Source organism: Parasphingorhabdus flavimaris (assembly GCF_013371215.1).
GTDB lineage: Bacteria > Pseudomonadota > Alphaproteobacteria > Sphingomonadales > Sphingomonadaceae > Parasphingorhabdus > Parasphingorhabdus flavimaris.
Map to the genome: position 1 here is coordinate 626,180 of NZ_JABWMH010000002.1, position 13,721 is coordinate 639,900.

The following is a 13,721-nucleotide window of genomic DNA, read 5'->3' on the forward strand; positions in this document are numbered from 1 at the left end:
GGCACAGGAAAAGTTTCATGGGTTACAAGATTGTAGTTGTCGGTGCCACGGGCAATGTCGGGCGTGAAATGCTCAACGTTCTGGTCGAGCGCGAATTTCCCTATGACGAGATTGCCGCCGTGGCGTCGTCTCGCTCGCAGGGCAACGAAATTGAAATCGGCGATACCGGCAAGATGCTCAAGGTCCGTAACATCGAGAATTTCGATTTTGCTGGCTGGGACATGGCTTTGTTCGCTGCCGGTTCGTCGGCCACCAAGGAATATGCGCCCAAGGCAGCGGCCGCCGGCTGCGTGGTGATCGACAACAGCTCGCTCTATCGCATGGATCCCGACGTTCCTTTGATCGTGCCCGAAGTGAACCCCGAGGCGATCAGCGGCTATACCAAGCGCAATATCATCGCCAACCCCAATTGCTCGACCGCGCAGATGGTTGTCGCGCTCAAGCCGCTCCATGATGCGGCGACGATCAAGCGCGTGGTTGTCTCGACCTACCAGTCGGTCTCCGGCGCTGGCAAGGGCGGCATGGACGAACTGTTTGAACAGTCGCGCGCCATCTTCGTCGGCGATCCAAAGGAAAACCAGGTCTTTACCAAGCAGATCGCGTTCAACGTGATTCCGCACATCGACGTGTTCCTCGACGACGGCTCGACCAAGGAAGAGTGGAAAATGGTCGTCGAGACCAAGAAAATCCTCGATTCAAAGATCAAGGTCACCGCGACCTGCGTTCGCGTTCCGGTATTTGTCGGCCACAGCGAATCGATCAATATCGAGTTTGAAAAAGAGCTGTCCGCCTCCGACGCGCAGAAAATCCTCCGCGACGCGCCCGGTATCATGCTGGTCGATAAGCGCGAGGACGAAGGCTATGTCACGCCGGTCGAATGTGTCGGTGACGGAGCCACTTTCATCAGCCGCGTCCGCGAAGACCCGACGGTGGAAAATGGCCTCAACATCTGGTGCGTCAGCGACAACCTGCGCAAGGGTGCGGCGCTCAACGCCGTCCAGATTGCCGAACTGCTGGGACGCAAGCATCTCAAGAAAGGCTAGTGCGCGCTGCCTGCGGCTTGCGCTGAATCCACATTGCTCCGCTGGGGTTTCTTCATCAGGAACACCAGCGGAATACAGAGAGCGGTGACGATGGCCATCAGCCAGAAGTCACCCAGATAGGCGATCATCAGCGCCTGCCGGTTGACCTCGCCGTCAATCGTCATCATCGCCTGTTCGCCATATTGTCCCAGCCGGCTGATGCTCGTCGCGCTCAGCGGCGACAGCCTGGCTTCGGTGACATTGGCCGCGAGATCGGCATGGCTGGTCTGCCAGTTACGACCCAGCAGACCGACAAATATCGCAATGCCGACCGATGCGCCGATCGTGCGTGACAGATTGAGGAGGCTGGCCCCGTCGGTCCGAAGGGCAGACGAGAGCGTCGAAAATGCGAGTATGTTCATGGTGACGAACAGAGCACCCATCCCGAGCCCCTGGACCACGCCGCTGGTGATGATCGGCCAGCGATCCATCTCAAGGCTCCATCCGGTCATCATCCACGCGGAATAGGAAGCGAGCGCCATGCCGGTTGCGACGATGAACCGGGCATCGACAATCGTTGCCAGCCGGCTGCCGATCGCCATGCCGACAAATACCCCGATCCCGCGCGGGGCGAGCAATATGCCCGCATCAATTGGCGTATAATGGTACATGTTCTGCAGCATCGGCGGCAACAGGGCCATGGTCGAGAACATCGAGACACCTGCCACGACCATCAGCAGCATCGCCGTGACCAGATTTCGGTTCTTGAACAAGTCTCTCGACAGGAAGGTGTTTTTCGCGGTCGCCATATGAATGCCGAACATCCATAATGCGGCCGCCGCTATTCCGAATTCGATGATGATCTCCCAGCTTTCAAACCAGTCCTCGGCGTTGCCGCGATCAAGCATGAGCTGGAAGGATGTGATGAAGGCGGCGAACAGGGCATATCCCAGCAGATCGAACTTGCGGCGGGAAATCGGTCGGGAGGGCAATAATGTCCAGAGCATCACGAAGGCGATGATACCGAGCGGAACATTGATCAGAAAAATCCATTCCCAGCTGAAATTCTCGGTCAGATAACCGCCGATAACCGGCCCGGTAATCGGAGCAATCATGACCCCCATTCCCCAGATTGCCATCGCTCTGGGATGGTTTTTCGGGGGATTGATGTCGAGCATAACCGTCTGCGACAAAGGCATGATGAATGCCCCGGACAAGCCCTGGATCACCCGGTAAAATACCAGCATTTCCAGGCTCGATGCGGTGGCGCATAATAGCGATGACGCGGTGAAACCTGCAACTGACAACAGGAACAGGTTGCGCGAACCGATACGGTCGGCGACCCATCCGGTGATTGGAATGGCTATGGCGGTTGCCAGGATATAGCTGGTCAACACCCACGTAACGGTGTCCAGCGTCGCTCCGAGACCCGACTGCATGTGGGGCAGGGCGACATTGGCGATGGTCGAATCCAGTATCTGCATGATATTGGCAAGCATCACGGCGATGGTGAGCAGCATCCGGTTGTTGACCGGTAATGCTGCCTGGTCAGGATTGGCGGGAATCACTCGCTGCCATTGCGAAGATCAACGGTCACTTCTGCCGAAATCCCGGCGATCAGCTGCCGTGGGGACTTGTCCAGTATCTTGATCCGTACCGGCACCCGCTGGGTGACCTTGACCCAGTTGCCATTGGCGTTCTGGGCCGGCAAGACCGAGAATTCCGATCCCGTGCCCGCGCCAATGCTGTCGACCCGGCCGTTGAGCTCAATTTCGGGATAGGCATCAAAGGTGATCCTGGCTTTCTGCCCGACCTTCATTCTGGCGAGATCGGTTTCCTTGAAATTCGCTTCTATCCAGCTGCTCGCGTCGTTGACGATCGAAACCATCGGCAAGCCGGAGACCATCATCTGTCCGATCTGCAAGCGCGTCGACTGGGCGATGCGCCCCGCGACCGGCGCCACAACCCGCGTGCGATCGAGGTTGAGCCGGGCCTGTTCGCGCGCGACCTTGGCATCGGCGACGGCAGGATTTTCTCCGGATGATGCTGATCCGCTCGACAGGCGAGATTTCGCCGCGAGAACATCGGCCTGAGCGGATTTGAGCCTGGCCCGGGCGAGATCGACTTCGTGCTGGGCAGCATCGAGCCGCGCCCGCGTGGTGAAGCCCTTGTCCATCAACGCTGCCTGACGCTGGTAGTTGGACTGGGCAAAGGCGATATCCTGACGGGCGACTTCAATGTCTACGCCGCTGACCTGAAAGTCGGTCTGCAGATTCTGGACTTCAACCTGAGCCGCTGCGATACGGGCGTTGCTCTGGGCCAGTTCCAGTTCAAAGGGAACCGGATCGATCACGAACAGCAAATCGCCCTCTGCGACCTGCTGGTTTTCGCTGACCCCGACTTCGATGATCTTTCCTCCGATTTCCGGGGACACCGATACGATATCCTGCTGGACATAGGCATTGTCCGTCGACGCATAGCGGTCGCTGGTTATCCAGTAAAATATTCCGAAAGCTGCAAGCGCCAGAGGAACCGACAGCATCAGGATCCAGCGCCCGATGCGGCGTCCGAGCGAACGCCCGGGCGTGCGGGAGGCGGGCGGCTTCTCCTCCTCTTCGATATCCATCGCAGGATCTGGGTTATCAGCCATGGGCGCTTCGCTTGCGATCAGCGTCCGCTTCGTCGATCGACTGGAGATTGCTGCGGAACAGCTCCAGCAGGGCCAGCAACCGCTCACGATCTTTGCCGGGCATGTCGGCCAGCGCTTCCTGCAACAATTGTTCGCCAATCGGTTCCAGCTGATCGCTTAGTGCAACCCCCTTGGTCGTCAGAAACAGTTGCCATGCCCGGCGATCCTCGGGATCCCGCCTGCGCTCGATCAGTTGAGCATCCTGCAGGCGGTCAACCATCCGGCACAATGTCATCGCGTCCAGTTCCAGCCTGTCCGCCAGCGCGCTCTGGTTGGTCCCTTCATGGCGTCTGAGCCAGGTCAGAACCCGCCATTGTGCGCGGGTCACACCGATGGCTCTGGCCCGTTTGTCAAATGTACGGCGGATCAATCGAGAGATGTCGCCGATCACGAATCCGATATTGTCGATCATAAGATCAATTTAATAACATAGTTTATTATATGCAATCACTAGATTCTCATGGGCCGCCTGACCGGGTGCCATGAGATGTCCACAAAAAAGCCGGCGCGTTGCGGCGCCGGCTTTAGGGGCTTGCCTTTACGATCAACCCCGGTGCAATATCCCCGACATGACATTACATGCAGACGTATATTGGTCGTTCCGCTCTCCCTATAGCTATCTGGCGACGCGGCGTTATGTCGCGCTGACCGAGCAATATGATCTGGAGATCAACCAGCGCTTCGTTTACCCGCTGGCGATCCGCGAACCGGACTTTTTCGAGAAGAACCACCCCAATTGGCTGGGCTATGTGTTCAGGGATATATTCCGGGTGGCGCAGCACATGGGCATCCCGATGGCACCGCCCAATCCCGATCCGATCGTCCAGGACATCGCAACCCGCAAGATCGCCGATGAGCAGCCCTATATTTTCGAACTGACCCGCATGGGGCAGGCGGCCTCGCGGCGCGGCAAGGGTCTGGCATTTGCCAACGAGGTCTCGCAGTTGATCTGGGGTGGCACTGCTGGCTGGAACGAGGGCGACCATCTGGAAAAAGCCGCCGGGCGCGCCGGACTGGATCTGGCCGAATTGCGCGCTGAAGCCTCGACCCAGTCGAAAGAACTGGACGCCGAAATCGCGGAAAACCAGAAGGCTCTTGAAGCCGCTGGTCACTGGGGCGTGCCGACTCTCGTATTTGAAGGAGAACCCTTCTTCGGGCAGGATCGGATTGATCTCGCGGTCTGGCGGATGGAGCAAAAAGGCCTTGCGCCACGCTAGTTTTTGGAGCTTTCCTACAACGATCTGAAGCGCTAAACTGCAGCCTGCCCCGCCTTCATCATTGTCGGGAATCATCGTTTTCGGATCACGCATTTGGGTGCCGGCAGTTGTTTCAGAATTTCGCGCCTTGGCCCCAACTTTGACAAACTTTGGATAATGAGAACCGATTGATGACCGCAAAAAAATGGGATTTTTCTTCCTTCGACGGAGTGTCGCTCAAAATCCACGAAATGGGCGAGGGGCGTCCGGTGATTCTGCTCCACGGCCTGTTTTCCAATGCTGATACCAACTGGATCAAATTCGGTCATGCCGGGGCGCTGGCCAATGCCGGGTTCCGGGTGATCATGCCCGACTTGCGCGCCCACGGCGAGAGCGAAGCGCCGCATGATCCCGCGTCTTATCCCGATGATGTGCTGGTGCAAGACGCGCTGGCGCTGATCGCGCATCTGCAATTGACCGATTATGATCTGGGTGGCTTCTCGCTCGGTGCGCGGACGACGGCCCGCCTGCTGGTCACTGGCGCCACACCGACCAAGGCGATACTCGCCGGCATGGGGCTGCAGGGTCTCGCGGGATGGGAACGGCGACAGAAATTTTTCCAGGAAGCGATCAGGATCAGGGATACCGCAAAGCGCGGCGATCCGCACTGGATGGCTATCCAGTTCATGAAAAGCCAGAAAATCGATCCTGCGTCGGCAAGTTTGTTGCTCGCGACTTTTTCCGATATGGATCCAGCCGAGGCGGCAAGCATAGAAACCGAAACATTGGTTCTGTGCGGCAGTGAAGATCGCGACAACGGCGATCCGGAGGAACTGGCGGCGATTTTGCTCAATGGCCATCATGTCGCGATCCCCGGAACCCATATGAGCAGTGTGACCAAAGCGGAAATGAGCCAGGAAATGGTGCGCTTTCTGGTCGGATAGGAGGAACGATGCCGAAACTGTATAGCTGGCGCAATTTCTGGATATTCTGGGGCGGCGGGATGGCGCTCTTCATATATCTGATAATTTCGGGCGGGGCGCTGGAAACCGTTGTCGCTCCCAGCGGAATCCTCGACCATCAGAGCGCAGCGACGGCGGACAGGGTCAACGCTATCCAGCAAAGCTGGGCCGACGCCGGCGTGCTGGAACTCGCGCGCTGGGGCATGATCGCCGACCTTGTCTTCATCACCCTCTATATGTCGGGCGGCATTATCGGCGGGCGATTGATCTGGCAGCGGGCCAACTCGCCTACGCTCAAGAAAGTCGGTCTGCTGTGCGTGCTCGCCTATTTCCTCTTCGGCCTGACCGATTATATCGAAACCATCTGCCAGCTGGTGCAACTGGTCAACGAAATGGGCAGCGACATTCTCGCCGGGACGGCGGCGCTCGCCAAACCGGTCAAGACCATCAGCTGGATTGTCGGCACCTTCGCCATGATCGTCGCGCTAATCTGGCGATGGCGCGAAACACGGGCTTGACCGGCAGTCAATAAAGTTTCAATTCCAACCAAAATCAAAACTGTTGAGGATCCAAATATGAAAACCGCCGCTTCGATCGTCGCAATCGCCACCATGGCACTGTCCACACCGGCCCTCGCCAAGCATCACGAAAATGATGCGATGGAAGAAAGCGCGCCGCCAACCGCCGCTGATGCAAAGCAATTTGTCGACGATACCGAAAAACAGCTGTTCGACTTCTCGATCGACGCCGGACGGATCTACTGGATCAATTCGAACTTCATCACCGATGACACGGATGCTCTCGCGGCAAAGGTCGGCGCAGAGGGAACGACGATGTCGGTGAACGCTGCAATCGAAGCGGCGAAGTTCAATGATGTCGAAGGACTGGATGCGGTGACGCGTCGCAAACTGGACAAATTGCGCGGCGGGATCGTGCTGCCTGCACCGACGACGGAAGGCGCCGCAACCGAATTGAACGAGATAGCGACCAAGCTGAACTCCGCTTACGGCAAAGGGAAGGGCACGCTCAACGGCGAGGAAATCAACGGTTCCGATATCGAGGCCGCAATGGGCACCAACCGCAACCCCGAAGAACTGTCGGAGATGTGGGCAAGCTGGCACACGAACGTCGGCGCGCCGATGAAGGACGACTATGCCCGCATGGTCGAAATTGCCAACGAAGGCGCAAAGGAACTTGGTTTCGCGGATGTCGGTGCGATGTGGCGCTCCGGTTACGACATGCCGGCCGACGATTTTGCCAAGCTCACCGACAAGCTGTGGGCTCAGGTCAAGCCGCTTTACGATCAGCTGCACTGCTACACCCGTGACAAGCTCAACGAGAAATATGGCGATTCCGTGCAGCCGGAAACCGGACCGATCCGCGCCGATCTGCTCGGCAATATGTGGGCCCAGGAATGGGGCAATATCTACGAGATCGTCGCACCGGAAGGGGCCGGCGATATCGGCTTTGATACCACCGAGCTGCTGACCTCCAAAGGTTATGACGCGATGAAGATGGTCAAGGCTGGCGAGGGCTTCTTCTCCTCGCTTGGTTTCGAACCGCTGCCGGAAACTTTTTACGAGCGCTCGCTGTTCACCAAGCCGGCGGACCGCGAAGTGGTCTGCCACGCCAGCGCATGGGATATCGATAACAAGGACGATATCCGGATCAAGATGTGCATCAAGGTCAATGGCGACGATTTTACCACCATCCACCACGAGCTTGGCCACAACTATTACCAGCGCGCCTATAACAAGCAGAGCTATCTCCATCTCGATGGTGCCAATGATGGATTCCATGAAGCCATCGGCGATGCGGTCGCCCTGTCGATCACGCCGGAATATCTGGTCCAGGTCGGATTGCTCGACAAGAGCAAGGTCCCGAGCGCCGACAAGGATATCGGTCTGTTGCTGCGCCAGGCGATGGACAAGGTGGCCTTCCTGCCATTCGGCCTGCTGGTCGACAAATGGCGCTGGCAGGTTTTCTCGGGCGATATCCAGCCGGAAAATTACACCGAAGCCTGGCATGGTCTGAAACTGGAATATCAGGGCATCACCCCGCCGGTTGACCGGCCCGCCGATGCCTTCGATCCGGGCGCCAAATATCATATCCCGGGCAACACACCCTATTCGCGCTATTTCCTCGCCCGGATATTGCAGTTTCAATTCTACAAGGCGGCCTGCGATGCTGCCGGCTGGAAGGGCCCGCTGCATCGCTGCTCCTTCTACGGCAACGAGAAGGTCGGCGCGAAGCTGAACGCAATGCTGGAAATGGGCGCATCTAAGCCTTGGCCCGACGCGCTCGAAGCCTTCACCGGAACCCGCGAAATGGACGGCAAGGCGATGATCAGCTATTTCGCGCCGCTGATGACCTGGCTGAAGGAAGAGAACAAAGGCAAGTCCTGCGGCTGGTAGGCATGAAAAAGCCGGCGGGAACCTGAGTTTCCGCCGGCCTTCTATTTCATTCGACAGTTTCGCTCAAAGCTGGTCGAGCATATATTCGGCCGCGCTGACCTTGAAATCACCGGGCGCTTCGACGTTCAGTTCCTCGACCACGCCGTCATTGACGATCATCGAGAAACGCTGGCCGCGCTGGCCGAGACCAAAGCCGGAACCGTCCATGGTCAGGCCAACCGCCTTGGCGAAATCGCCATTGCCGTCTGCCAGCATGGTGACATCTTCCGAACCGGCTGCATCATTCCAGGCGCCCATGACGAAAGCGTCATTGACCGCGGTGCAGGCAATCTCGTCGACGCCCTTGGCTTTCAGGTCTGCCGCTTTTTCGACATAGCCGGGCAGATGTTTGGCGGAGCAGGTCGGTGTGAACGCACCGGGAACCGAGAATAGTGCCACTTTCTTGCCAGCGAAATATTCATTGGAACTGATCTGTTGCGGACCATCTGCGGTTGCCTTGACCAGATTGACTTCGGGAATTTTGTCGCCTTTGTTGATCATCATATGCTCCTTGCCTTGGTTGGAATTTTGATATTGTCTCGAGCGTTGAACGTGGTGGCAACGGCGCGAAATTGCAAGCAACATGGTCAAACAAATTGCCCATGAATTTTGCCATGGGCAGTTGATCATTGCATTGCTATGCTGGTGGCAATGAATGATCCCGTATTTTTCTCCGGACAGTTTCTCCTCGCCACGCCGGGGATGGCAGACCCCCGCTTTGCGCGGTCGGTGGTGGCGATATGTTCGCATGATGAGGACGGGGCCCTGGGAATCAATATCGGCGAAACCGTCGAAGGGATCAGTTTCCACGATATCCTGCGGCAGTTTGACATCGATCCGGCCGACGCGCCCGACTGCGAAGTCTTCCTCGGCGGCCCGATGGAAACCCAGCGCGGGTTCATCCTGCACAGCCTCGATATCAACATGTCGGATACGCTCCAGGTCGGCAATCGGTGGGGCTTGAGCAGCTCGGTCGACATGCTCGGTGCGATTGCCAAGGGCCGTGGTCCCGACCAATGGACAATCGCGCTCGGCTATTCCGGGTGGGGAGAAGGCCAGCTGGAAAGCGAATTGACCCAGAATGGCTGGTCCATTGCCGAAGGGTCGCCCGATTGGCTTTACGAGAACCGGTCGCGGGACAAATGGCTGATGGCCTGGCAGTCGCTGGGGATCGATCCGGCGAAGCTGTCCACCGGATTTGGCAGCGCCTGAGCCATCGATAGTTACGGTCGGGAGGGCCGCAGCCTCACAAAATATCAAATATAAAGACATCTTTATATTTGCTTCCAAAGCCACAAGCCGCTATTGAAAAGCCATGTTGCCGCACCGGATTGCCCGTGCGGCATTTCGTTTTTCAAGGAGACAAGACGTGGCCACCGCAACCCAGGATTATGTAATCAAGGATATTTCCCTCGCCGACTTCGGTCGCAAGGAGATTGAAATCGCCGAAACCGAAATGCCTGGCCTGATGGCCTTGCGTGACGAATTTGGCGCGGACAAGCCTCTGAAGGGCGCCCGCATCACCGGTTCGCTGCACATGACCATCCAGACGGCCGTGTTGATTGAAACCCTGCTCGACCTCGGCGCCGAAGTGCGCTGGGCTTCATGCAACATCTTCTCGACCCAGGACCATGCCGCAGCCGCTATCGCAGCCGGTGGAACGCCCGTCTTCGCGATCAAGGGCGAAACGCTCGAAGAATATTGGGCCTATGTCGAGCGCATCTTCGACTGGGGCACGGACGAAACCTGCAACCTGATCCTCGACGATGGCGGCGATGCTACCATGTTCGCGCTCTGGGGCGCGCGGGTTGAAGCCGGTGAAGAATTGTTCAAACCCGAAAATGAAGAAGAAGAAGTCTTCGTCGCGACCCTGACCCGCTTTTTGGCTGAACGTCCCGGCTATCTGACCAAGACGGTTGCGGCCATCAAGGGCGTTTCGGAAGAAACCACCACCGGTGTTCACCGTCTCTATGAACTCGCCAAAATCGGCAAGCTTCCTTTCCCGGCGATCAACGTCAACGACAGCGTGACCAAGTCCAAGTTCGACAATCTTTACGGCTGCAAAGAGTCGCTGGTCGACGCGATCCGTCGCGCCACCGACGTCATGCTGGCCGGCAAGGTCGCAGCGGTCGCTGGTTTTGGCGATGTCGGCAAGGGTTCGGCCCAATCGCTCCGCAACGGCGGCGCGCGCGTGCTGGTAACCGAAATCGATCCGATCTGCGCGCTGCAGGCGGCGATGGAAGGTTTTGAAGTCGTGACCATGGACGAAGCCACGAAACGGGCTGATATTTTCGTGACCACGACCGGCAACAAGGACGTCATCACCGTCGATCACATGCGGGCCATGAAGGACCGTGCGATCGTTTGTAACATCGGCCACTTTGACAGCGAGATTCAGATCAGCGGTCTGAAGAACATGCAATGGACCGAAATCAAGCCTCAGGTCGATGAAGTCAAATTCCCTGATGGCAAGAAACTGATCATTCTGGCGCAAGGCCGTCTGGTCAATCTTGGCTGCGCCACCGGCCACCCGAGCTTTGTCATGTCGGCAAGCTTCACCAACCAGGTGCTGGCCCAGATCGAATTGTGGCTGCGTCCGGAACAATATGAAAATGACGTCTATGTTCTGCCGAAGCATCTCGACGAGAAGGTCGCCGAACTGCATCTCGCGAAACTCGGCGTGAAACTGGACAAGCTGAGCCAGGAACAGGCCGACTATATCGGTGTGCCGACCGAAGGTCCGTTCAAGCCGGACCATTATCGCTACTAGGCGAGAGAATCTTGCGAAATAAAAAGCCGGGCAGTGTCAGTACACTGCCCGGCTTTTTCATGTCTGAAATCTGGGTTTCAGAAATCAGCGGGAAGTGAACTGCGTCTTGCGTCCGTCCGGATTGCCCGGAAATTGCGGCCAGTGATTTTGCGATAGCGCCCGGGCGCTGACCGACTGGATACCGGCCTGTTTCTCGTACATCCAGTAGTTGCGCAGGATGATCGAGACATAGCCGCGCGTTTCGACATAGGGGATGCTCTCCATGAACAGCAGCGGGTCATCATTGTCGACCACTTCGCTGTTCCAGCGCTGCACCGCACCCGGTCCGGCATTATAGGCCGCCGCAATCTTTGGCAACTTGCCACCGGTGATCGACGATTTTCCGAGATATTCGAGATAGGACTGGCCATATTCGAGATTGGTCGAGGGCTTGTAGAGATCTGCTTCGCTGAAATGCAGGCCGTTGGCCCGCGCAATATCGCCAGCGGTGCCCGGGCGTACCTGCATCAGGCCGATCGCGTTGGCGGGGCTCACCACCTGGCTGCGGAATGCAGATTCCTGCAGTGTGTGCGCGTAGATAAGCGCCGGATCGACCCGCCAGCCGCCATCCGGCCGCCATTTCGGGGCCGGAAAGCGTGACTGGACATCGGGCTTCATTCCGCGCGGTGCATTATGGGCCAGCCAGAGCTGGGTACGTGGCAAATTCAGTTCCCGCGCCAGCTTGATCAGGGCGGGGTGATCCTCGTCTGGACCGATCGTCGCCTGATGCCGCAATGTTTCGTCGGCCAGCCGTTCTTCGCCGATTTCAACCAGGGCGATCGCGGCCCGGACATTCTCGTGACGCTCGAGCGCCCGCCAGTCCGATTTCTCGAAACTTTCCATGGCGTCCGATTTCGCAGGTTCCATGCCGAGCGTCTGGGCGGCCAGCATGCCGTACAAACTGTCATCAATCCGGGCAGCAGCCTGCAATTTGCCTTGTACTTTTTCAGGCTGACCGCATTTAAGATCGGAACGGGCGCTCCAGTATAGACCGGATGCCTTGAGATCGGCGTTGGCGGCGGAGCGTCCTACTTTTTCAAAGGCACTGCTCGCGGTCCGGCAGTCATTCAGGCGCCAGGCGGCCAATCCGGCTACCCAGTCGGCGTGACCAACCCATTCGCCGGCACCATTTTGGGCCCGCTGCGCCATTCGCAATGCGGAGCTATTGTCATTCTCGATATAATAAGACCAGGCAACCCGCTGCTCCAGCTCGGTCCGCCCCTCGGACGACATATTCTGCGCGCTGGCGCTGAGCAGCGACTCCGCGCCTTGCGGATTGTCATTCTTGATAAAATCGATGATCTGGCCGCGAACGCCATTGGCGGCGCTGTCCGAATTCACGTCATTCGGTTTGGACCGAATGGGCGACCCGGGCACCCAGGAGAGATTGCGCCGCTGCGGCAGGCTGGGCAGCAATTGCGCGCCACGCTTCTCCGCGAGGCGGCCAAGCTGCGCGGCCTGCGGTATCTGCGGCGCTTCGTTGACCAGGGTCAGCAACGGACCCAGTTCCGCCCGGGGGCTGTTTGCCGCGAGGAAATATTCTGCTTGTGCGATTGATCTGAGCGGGCCGAATGGCGCGCTGTCCATCAGATTCTTGGCACTGTCCCACTGATTGGCGCTCATGGCCGAGAAAAGTGCGCGATAATGGTCGGACTGCTGCCGCTTCAACTGTGAAGGGATATCCTTGGCGATCGAAGCGCTGTTGTAGAGCACGGCGCCATCGTCCGCGATGGCAGGAGTCGCGATCAGGGTGAGAAGGGATGCAGTCAGTGTGAGCTTCAGTTTCACGGGGCAGAAATCCTTGTCAGCATTTGCAAATCCTTCCACGCTTCGGCCTTGAACAACGGTCGCTCGATCAAAATCCGAGGATGAAAGGTTACGATCGCCTCTGTTTTGCAGGAGCCATGGTTAATAAACTGTTTATTTTTCCGCGCTGACATCAGGTCCTCACCGAATATTATCTTCGCCGCGAGGTCACCGAAGCAGATTACGCGCTTGGGTCTGACAAGCCCGATATGATGGAAAATCCTGGTTTTAAGGGTGGTCCAGTGCTGCTCGTCGATCCTGCCATCAAAGGGAACCGACTGGGATATGGTGGCCGAATAGGATTTTTGCGAATCGCACCCGATTGCAGCCAACATCCGGTCGAGAAGCTTCTGATTGTCCGAATTGAACAAATTCACTTCCCCGTGGTGATTTTTTTCCGGAAGCGCGGAAATCGTCATAATCTCGGGTTCGAGATCGCCTCTGGGCGCTACTCTCTGCTTCGACCATTTCGCCTCGATCAAGTCATTGGCATTTGCCAGCCAATCGATAAAATCGGCATATTCCGCTGGCAACGGTTCGCTGGGAACCGGAACGAGAAGCTCTTCGGGCTCGGGTTTCGTAACGGAAGCAGGGGCAAGGCTGGCCGCCGGTTGCGGCGCGATTTCGGGGGCCAGAAGCGTGGTCGGTTGATCGGTGTAATCCAGTTCGACACCGGCGAGTGCCCACCAGTTTTGCAAACTGTGAATCATCGACTCAGTGGACGGATTTGACGTTGGTGGGTTGATTAAATTCATTTATGCATAGAGTCATGAGTTGACGAATA

General features: G+C 57.7%; 13 protein-coding genes. 7 read left to right on the forward strand and 6 right to left on the reverse strand.

The window, feature by feature from the left end:
- The first annotated feature begins 17 nt into the window (after positions 1–17).
- On the forward strand, positions 18–1,043 hold the full coding sequence (locus tag HUO14_RS07750; protein ID WP_176279276.1) for an aspartate-semialdehyde dehydrogenase: 1,026 nt from the start codon (positions 18–20) through the stop codon (positions 1,041–1,043).
- Here the strand turns inward: HUO14_RS07750 and HUO14_RS07755 are convergent.
- The 3 genes from HUO14_RS07755 to HUO14_RS07765 are packed head-to-tail and all read right to left on the reverse strand — an operon-like array spanning position 1,040 to position 4,123.
- Positions 1,040–2,590, reverse strand: a complete 1,551-nt coding sequence (locus HUO14_RS07755) for a DHA2 family efflux MFS transporter permease subunit (protein WP_343046068.1) — start codon at positions 2,588–2,590, stop codon at positions 1,040–1,042. The two genes, HUO14_RS07750 and HUO14_RS07755, sit on opposite strands and share 4 nt — an antisense overlap.
- Entirely contained in the window at positions 2,587–3,672 is a 1,086-nt protein-coding gene (locus tag HUO14_RS07760) for an HlyD family secretion protein (protein ID WP_176279277.1), read from the reverse strand. Before HUO14_RS07760 ends, HUO14_RS07755 begins: the two co-directional genes overlap by 4 nt.
- Positions 3,665–4,123 (reverse strand): MarR family winged helix-turn-helix transcriptional regulator, encoded by a 459-nt coding sequence (locus HUO14_RS07765; protein WP_176279278.1) that lies wholly within the window; start codon positions 4,121–4,123, stop codon positions 3,665–3,667. The genes HUO14_RS07760 and HUO14_RS07765 overlap by 8 nt, the downstream gene beginning before the upstream one ends.
- A 157-nt stretch (positions 4,124–4,280) precedes the next feature.
- Here HUO14_RS07765 and HUO14_RS07770 point away from each other — a divergent pair, with 157 nt between their 5' ends.
- The 4 genes from HUO14_RS07770 (at position 4,281) to HUO14_RS07785 (ending at position 8,283) form a co-directional block, all read left to right on the forward strand.
- Positions 4,281–4,928: a 2-hydroxychromene-2-carboxylate isomerase gene (locus tag HUO14_RS07770; protein ID WP_176279279.1), complete on the forward strand. Its 648-nt coding sequence runs from the start codon at positions 4,281–4,283 to the stop codon at positions 4,926–4,928.
- A 170-nt stretch (positions 4,929–5,098) separates the two neighbouring features.
- Positions 5,099–5,851 (forward strand): alpha/beta fold hydrolase, encoded by a 753-nt coding sequence (locus tag HUO14_RS07775; RefSeq protein ID WP_176279280.1) that lies wholly within the window; start codon positions 5,099–5,101, stop codon positions 5,849–5,851.
- 8 nt (positions 5,852–5,859) lie between these two features.
- Positions 5,860–6,387, forward strand: a complete 528-nt coding sequence (locus tag HUO14_RS07780) for a hypothetical protein (protein ID WP_176279281.1) — start codon at positions 5,860–5,862, stop codon at positions 6,385–6,387.
- A gap of 57 nt (positions 6,388–6,444) precedes the next feature.
- Entirely contained in the window at positions 6,445–8,283 is a 1,839-nt protein-coding gene (locus tag HUO14_RS07785; protein WP_176279282.1) for a M2 family metallopeptidase, read from the forward strand.
- 63 nt (positions 8,284–8,346) lie between these two features.
- Here HUO14_RS07785 and HUO14_RS07790 read toward each other — a convergent pair whose 3' ends face one another.
- Positions 8,347–8,826: a peroxiredoxin gene (locus tag HUO14_RS07790; RefSeq protein WP_176279283.1), complete on the reverse strand. Its 480-nt coding sequence runs from the start codon at positions 8,824–8,826 to the stop codon at positions 8,347–8,349.
- A gap of 147 nt (positions 8,827–8,973) precedes the next feature.
- Between HUO14_RS07790 and HUO14_RS07795 the strand changes: the two genes are divergently transcribed.
- On the forward strand, positions 8,974–9,534 hold the full coding sequence (locus HUO14_RS07795) for a YqgE/AlgH family protein (RefSeq protein ID WP_176279284.1): 561 nt from the start codon (positions 8,974–8,976) through the stop codon (positions 9,532–9,534).
- Between the two features lie 103 nt (positions 9,535–9,637).
- Positions 9,638–11,092 (forward strand): adenosylhomocysteinase, encoded by a 1,455-nt coding sequence (ahcY, locus tag HUO14_RS07800; RefSeq protein ID WP_176279285.1) that lies wholly within the window; start codon positions 9,638–9,640, stop codon positions 11,090–11,092.
- Positions 11,093–11,176: 84 nt separating this feature from the next.
- On the opposite strand, the gene HUO14_RS07805 is transcribed toward ahcY, so the two are convergent.
- Together HUO14_RS07805 and HUO14_RS07810 are read right to left on the reverse strand one after the other, a co-directional pair.
- Positions 11,177–12,919 (reverse strand): transglycosylase SLT domain-containing protein, encoded by a 1,743-nt coding sequence (locus tag HUO14_RS07805; protein WP_176279286.1) that lies wholly within the window; start codon positions 12,917–12,919, stop codon positions 11,177–11,179.
- On the reverse strand, positions 12,916–13,647 hold the full coding sequence (locus tag HUO14_RS07810; RefSeq protein WP_176279287.1) for a uracil-DNA glycosylase family protein: 732 nt from the start codon (positions 13,645–13,647) through the stop codon (positions 12,916–12,918). Before HUO14_RS07810 ends, HUO14_RS07805 begins: the two co-directional genes overlap by 4 nt.
- Positions 13,648–13,721: the final 74 nt, after the last annotated feature.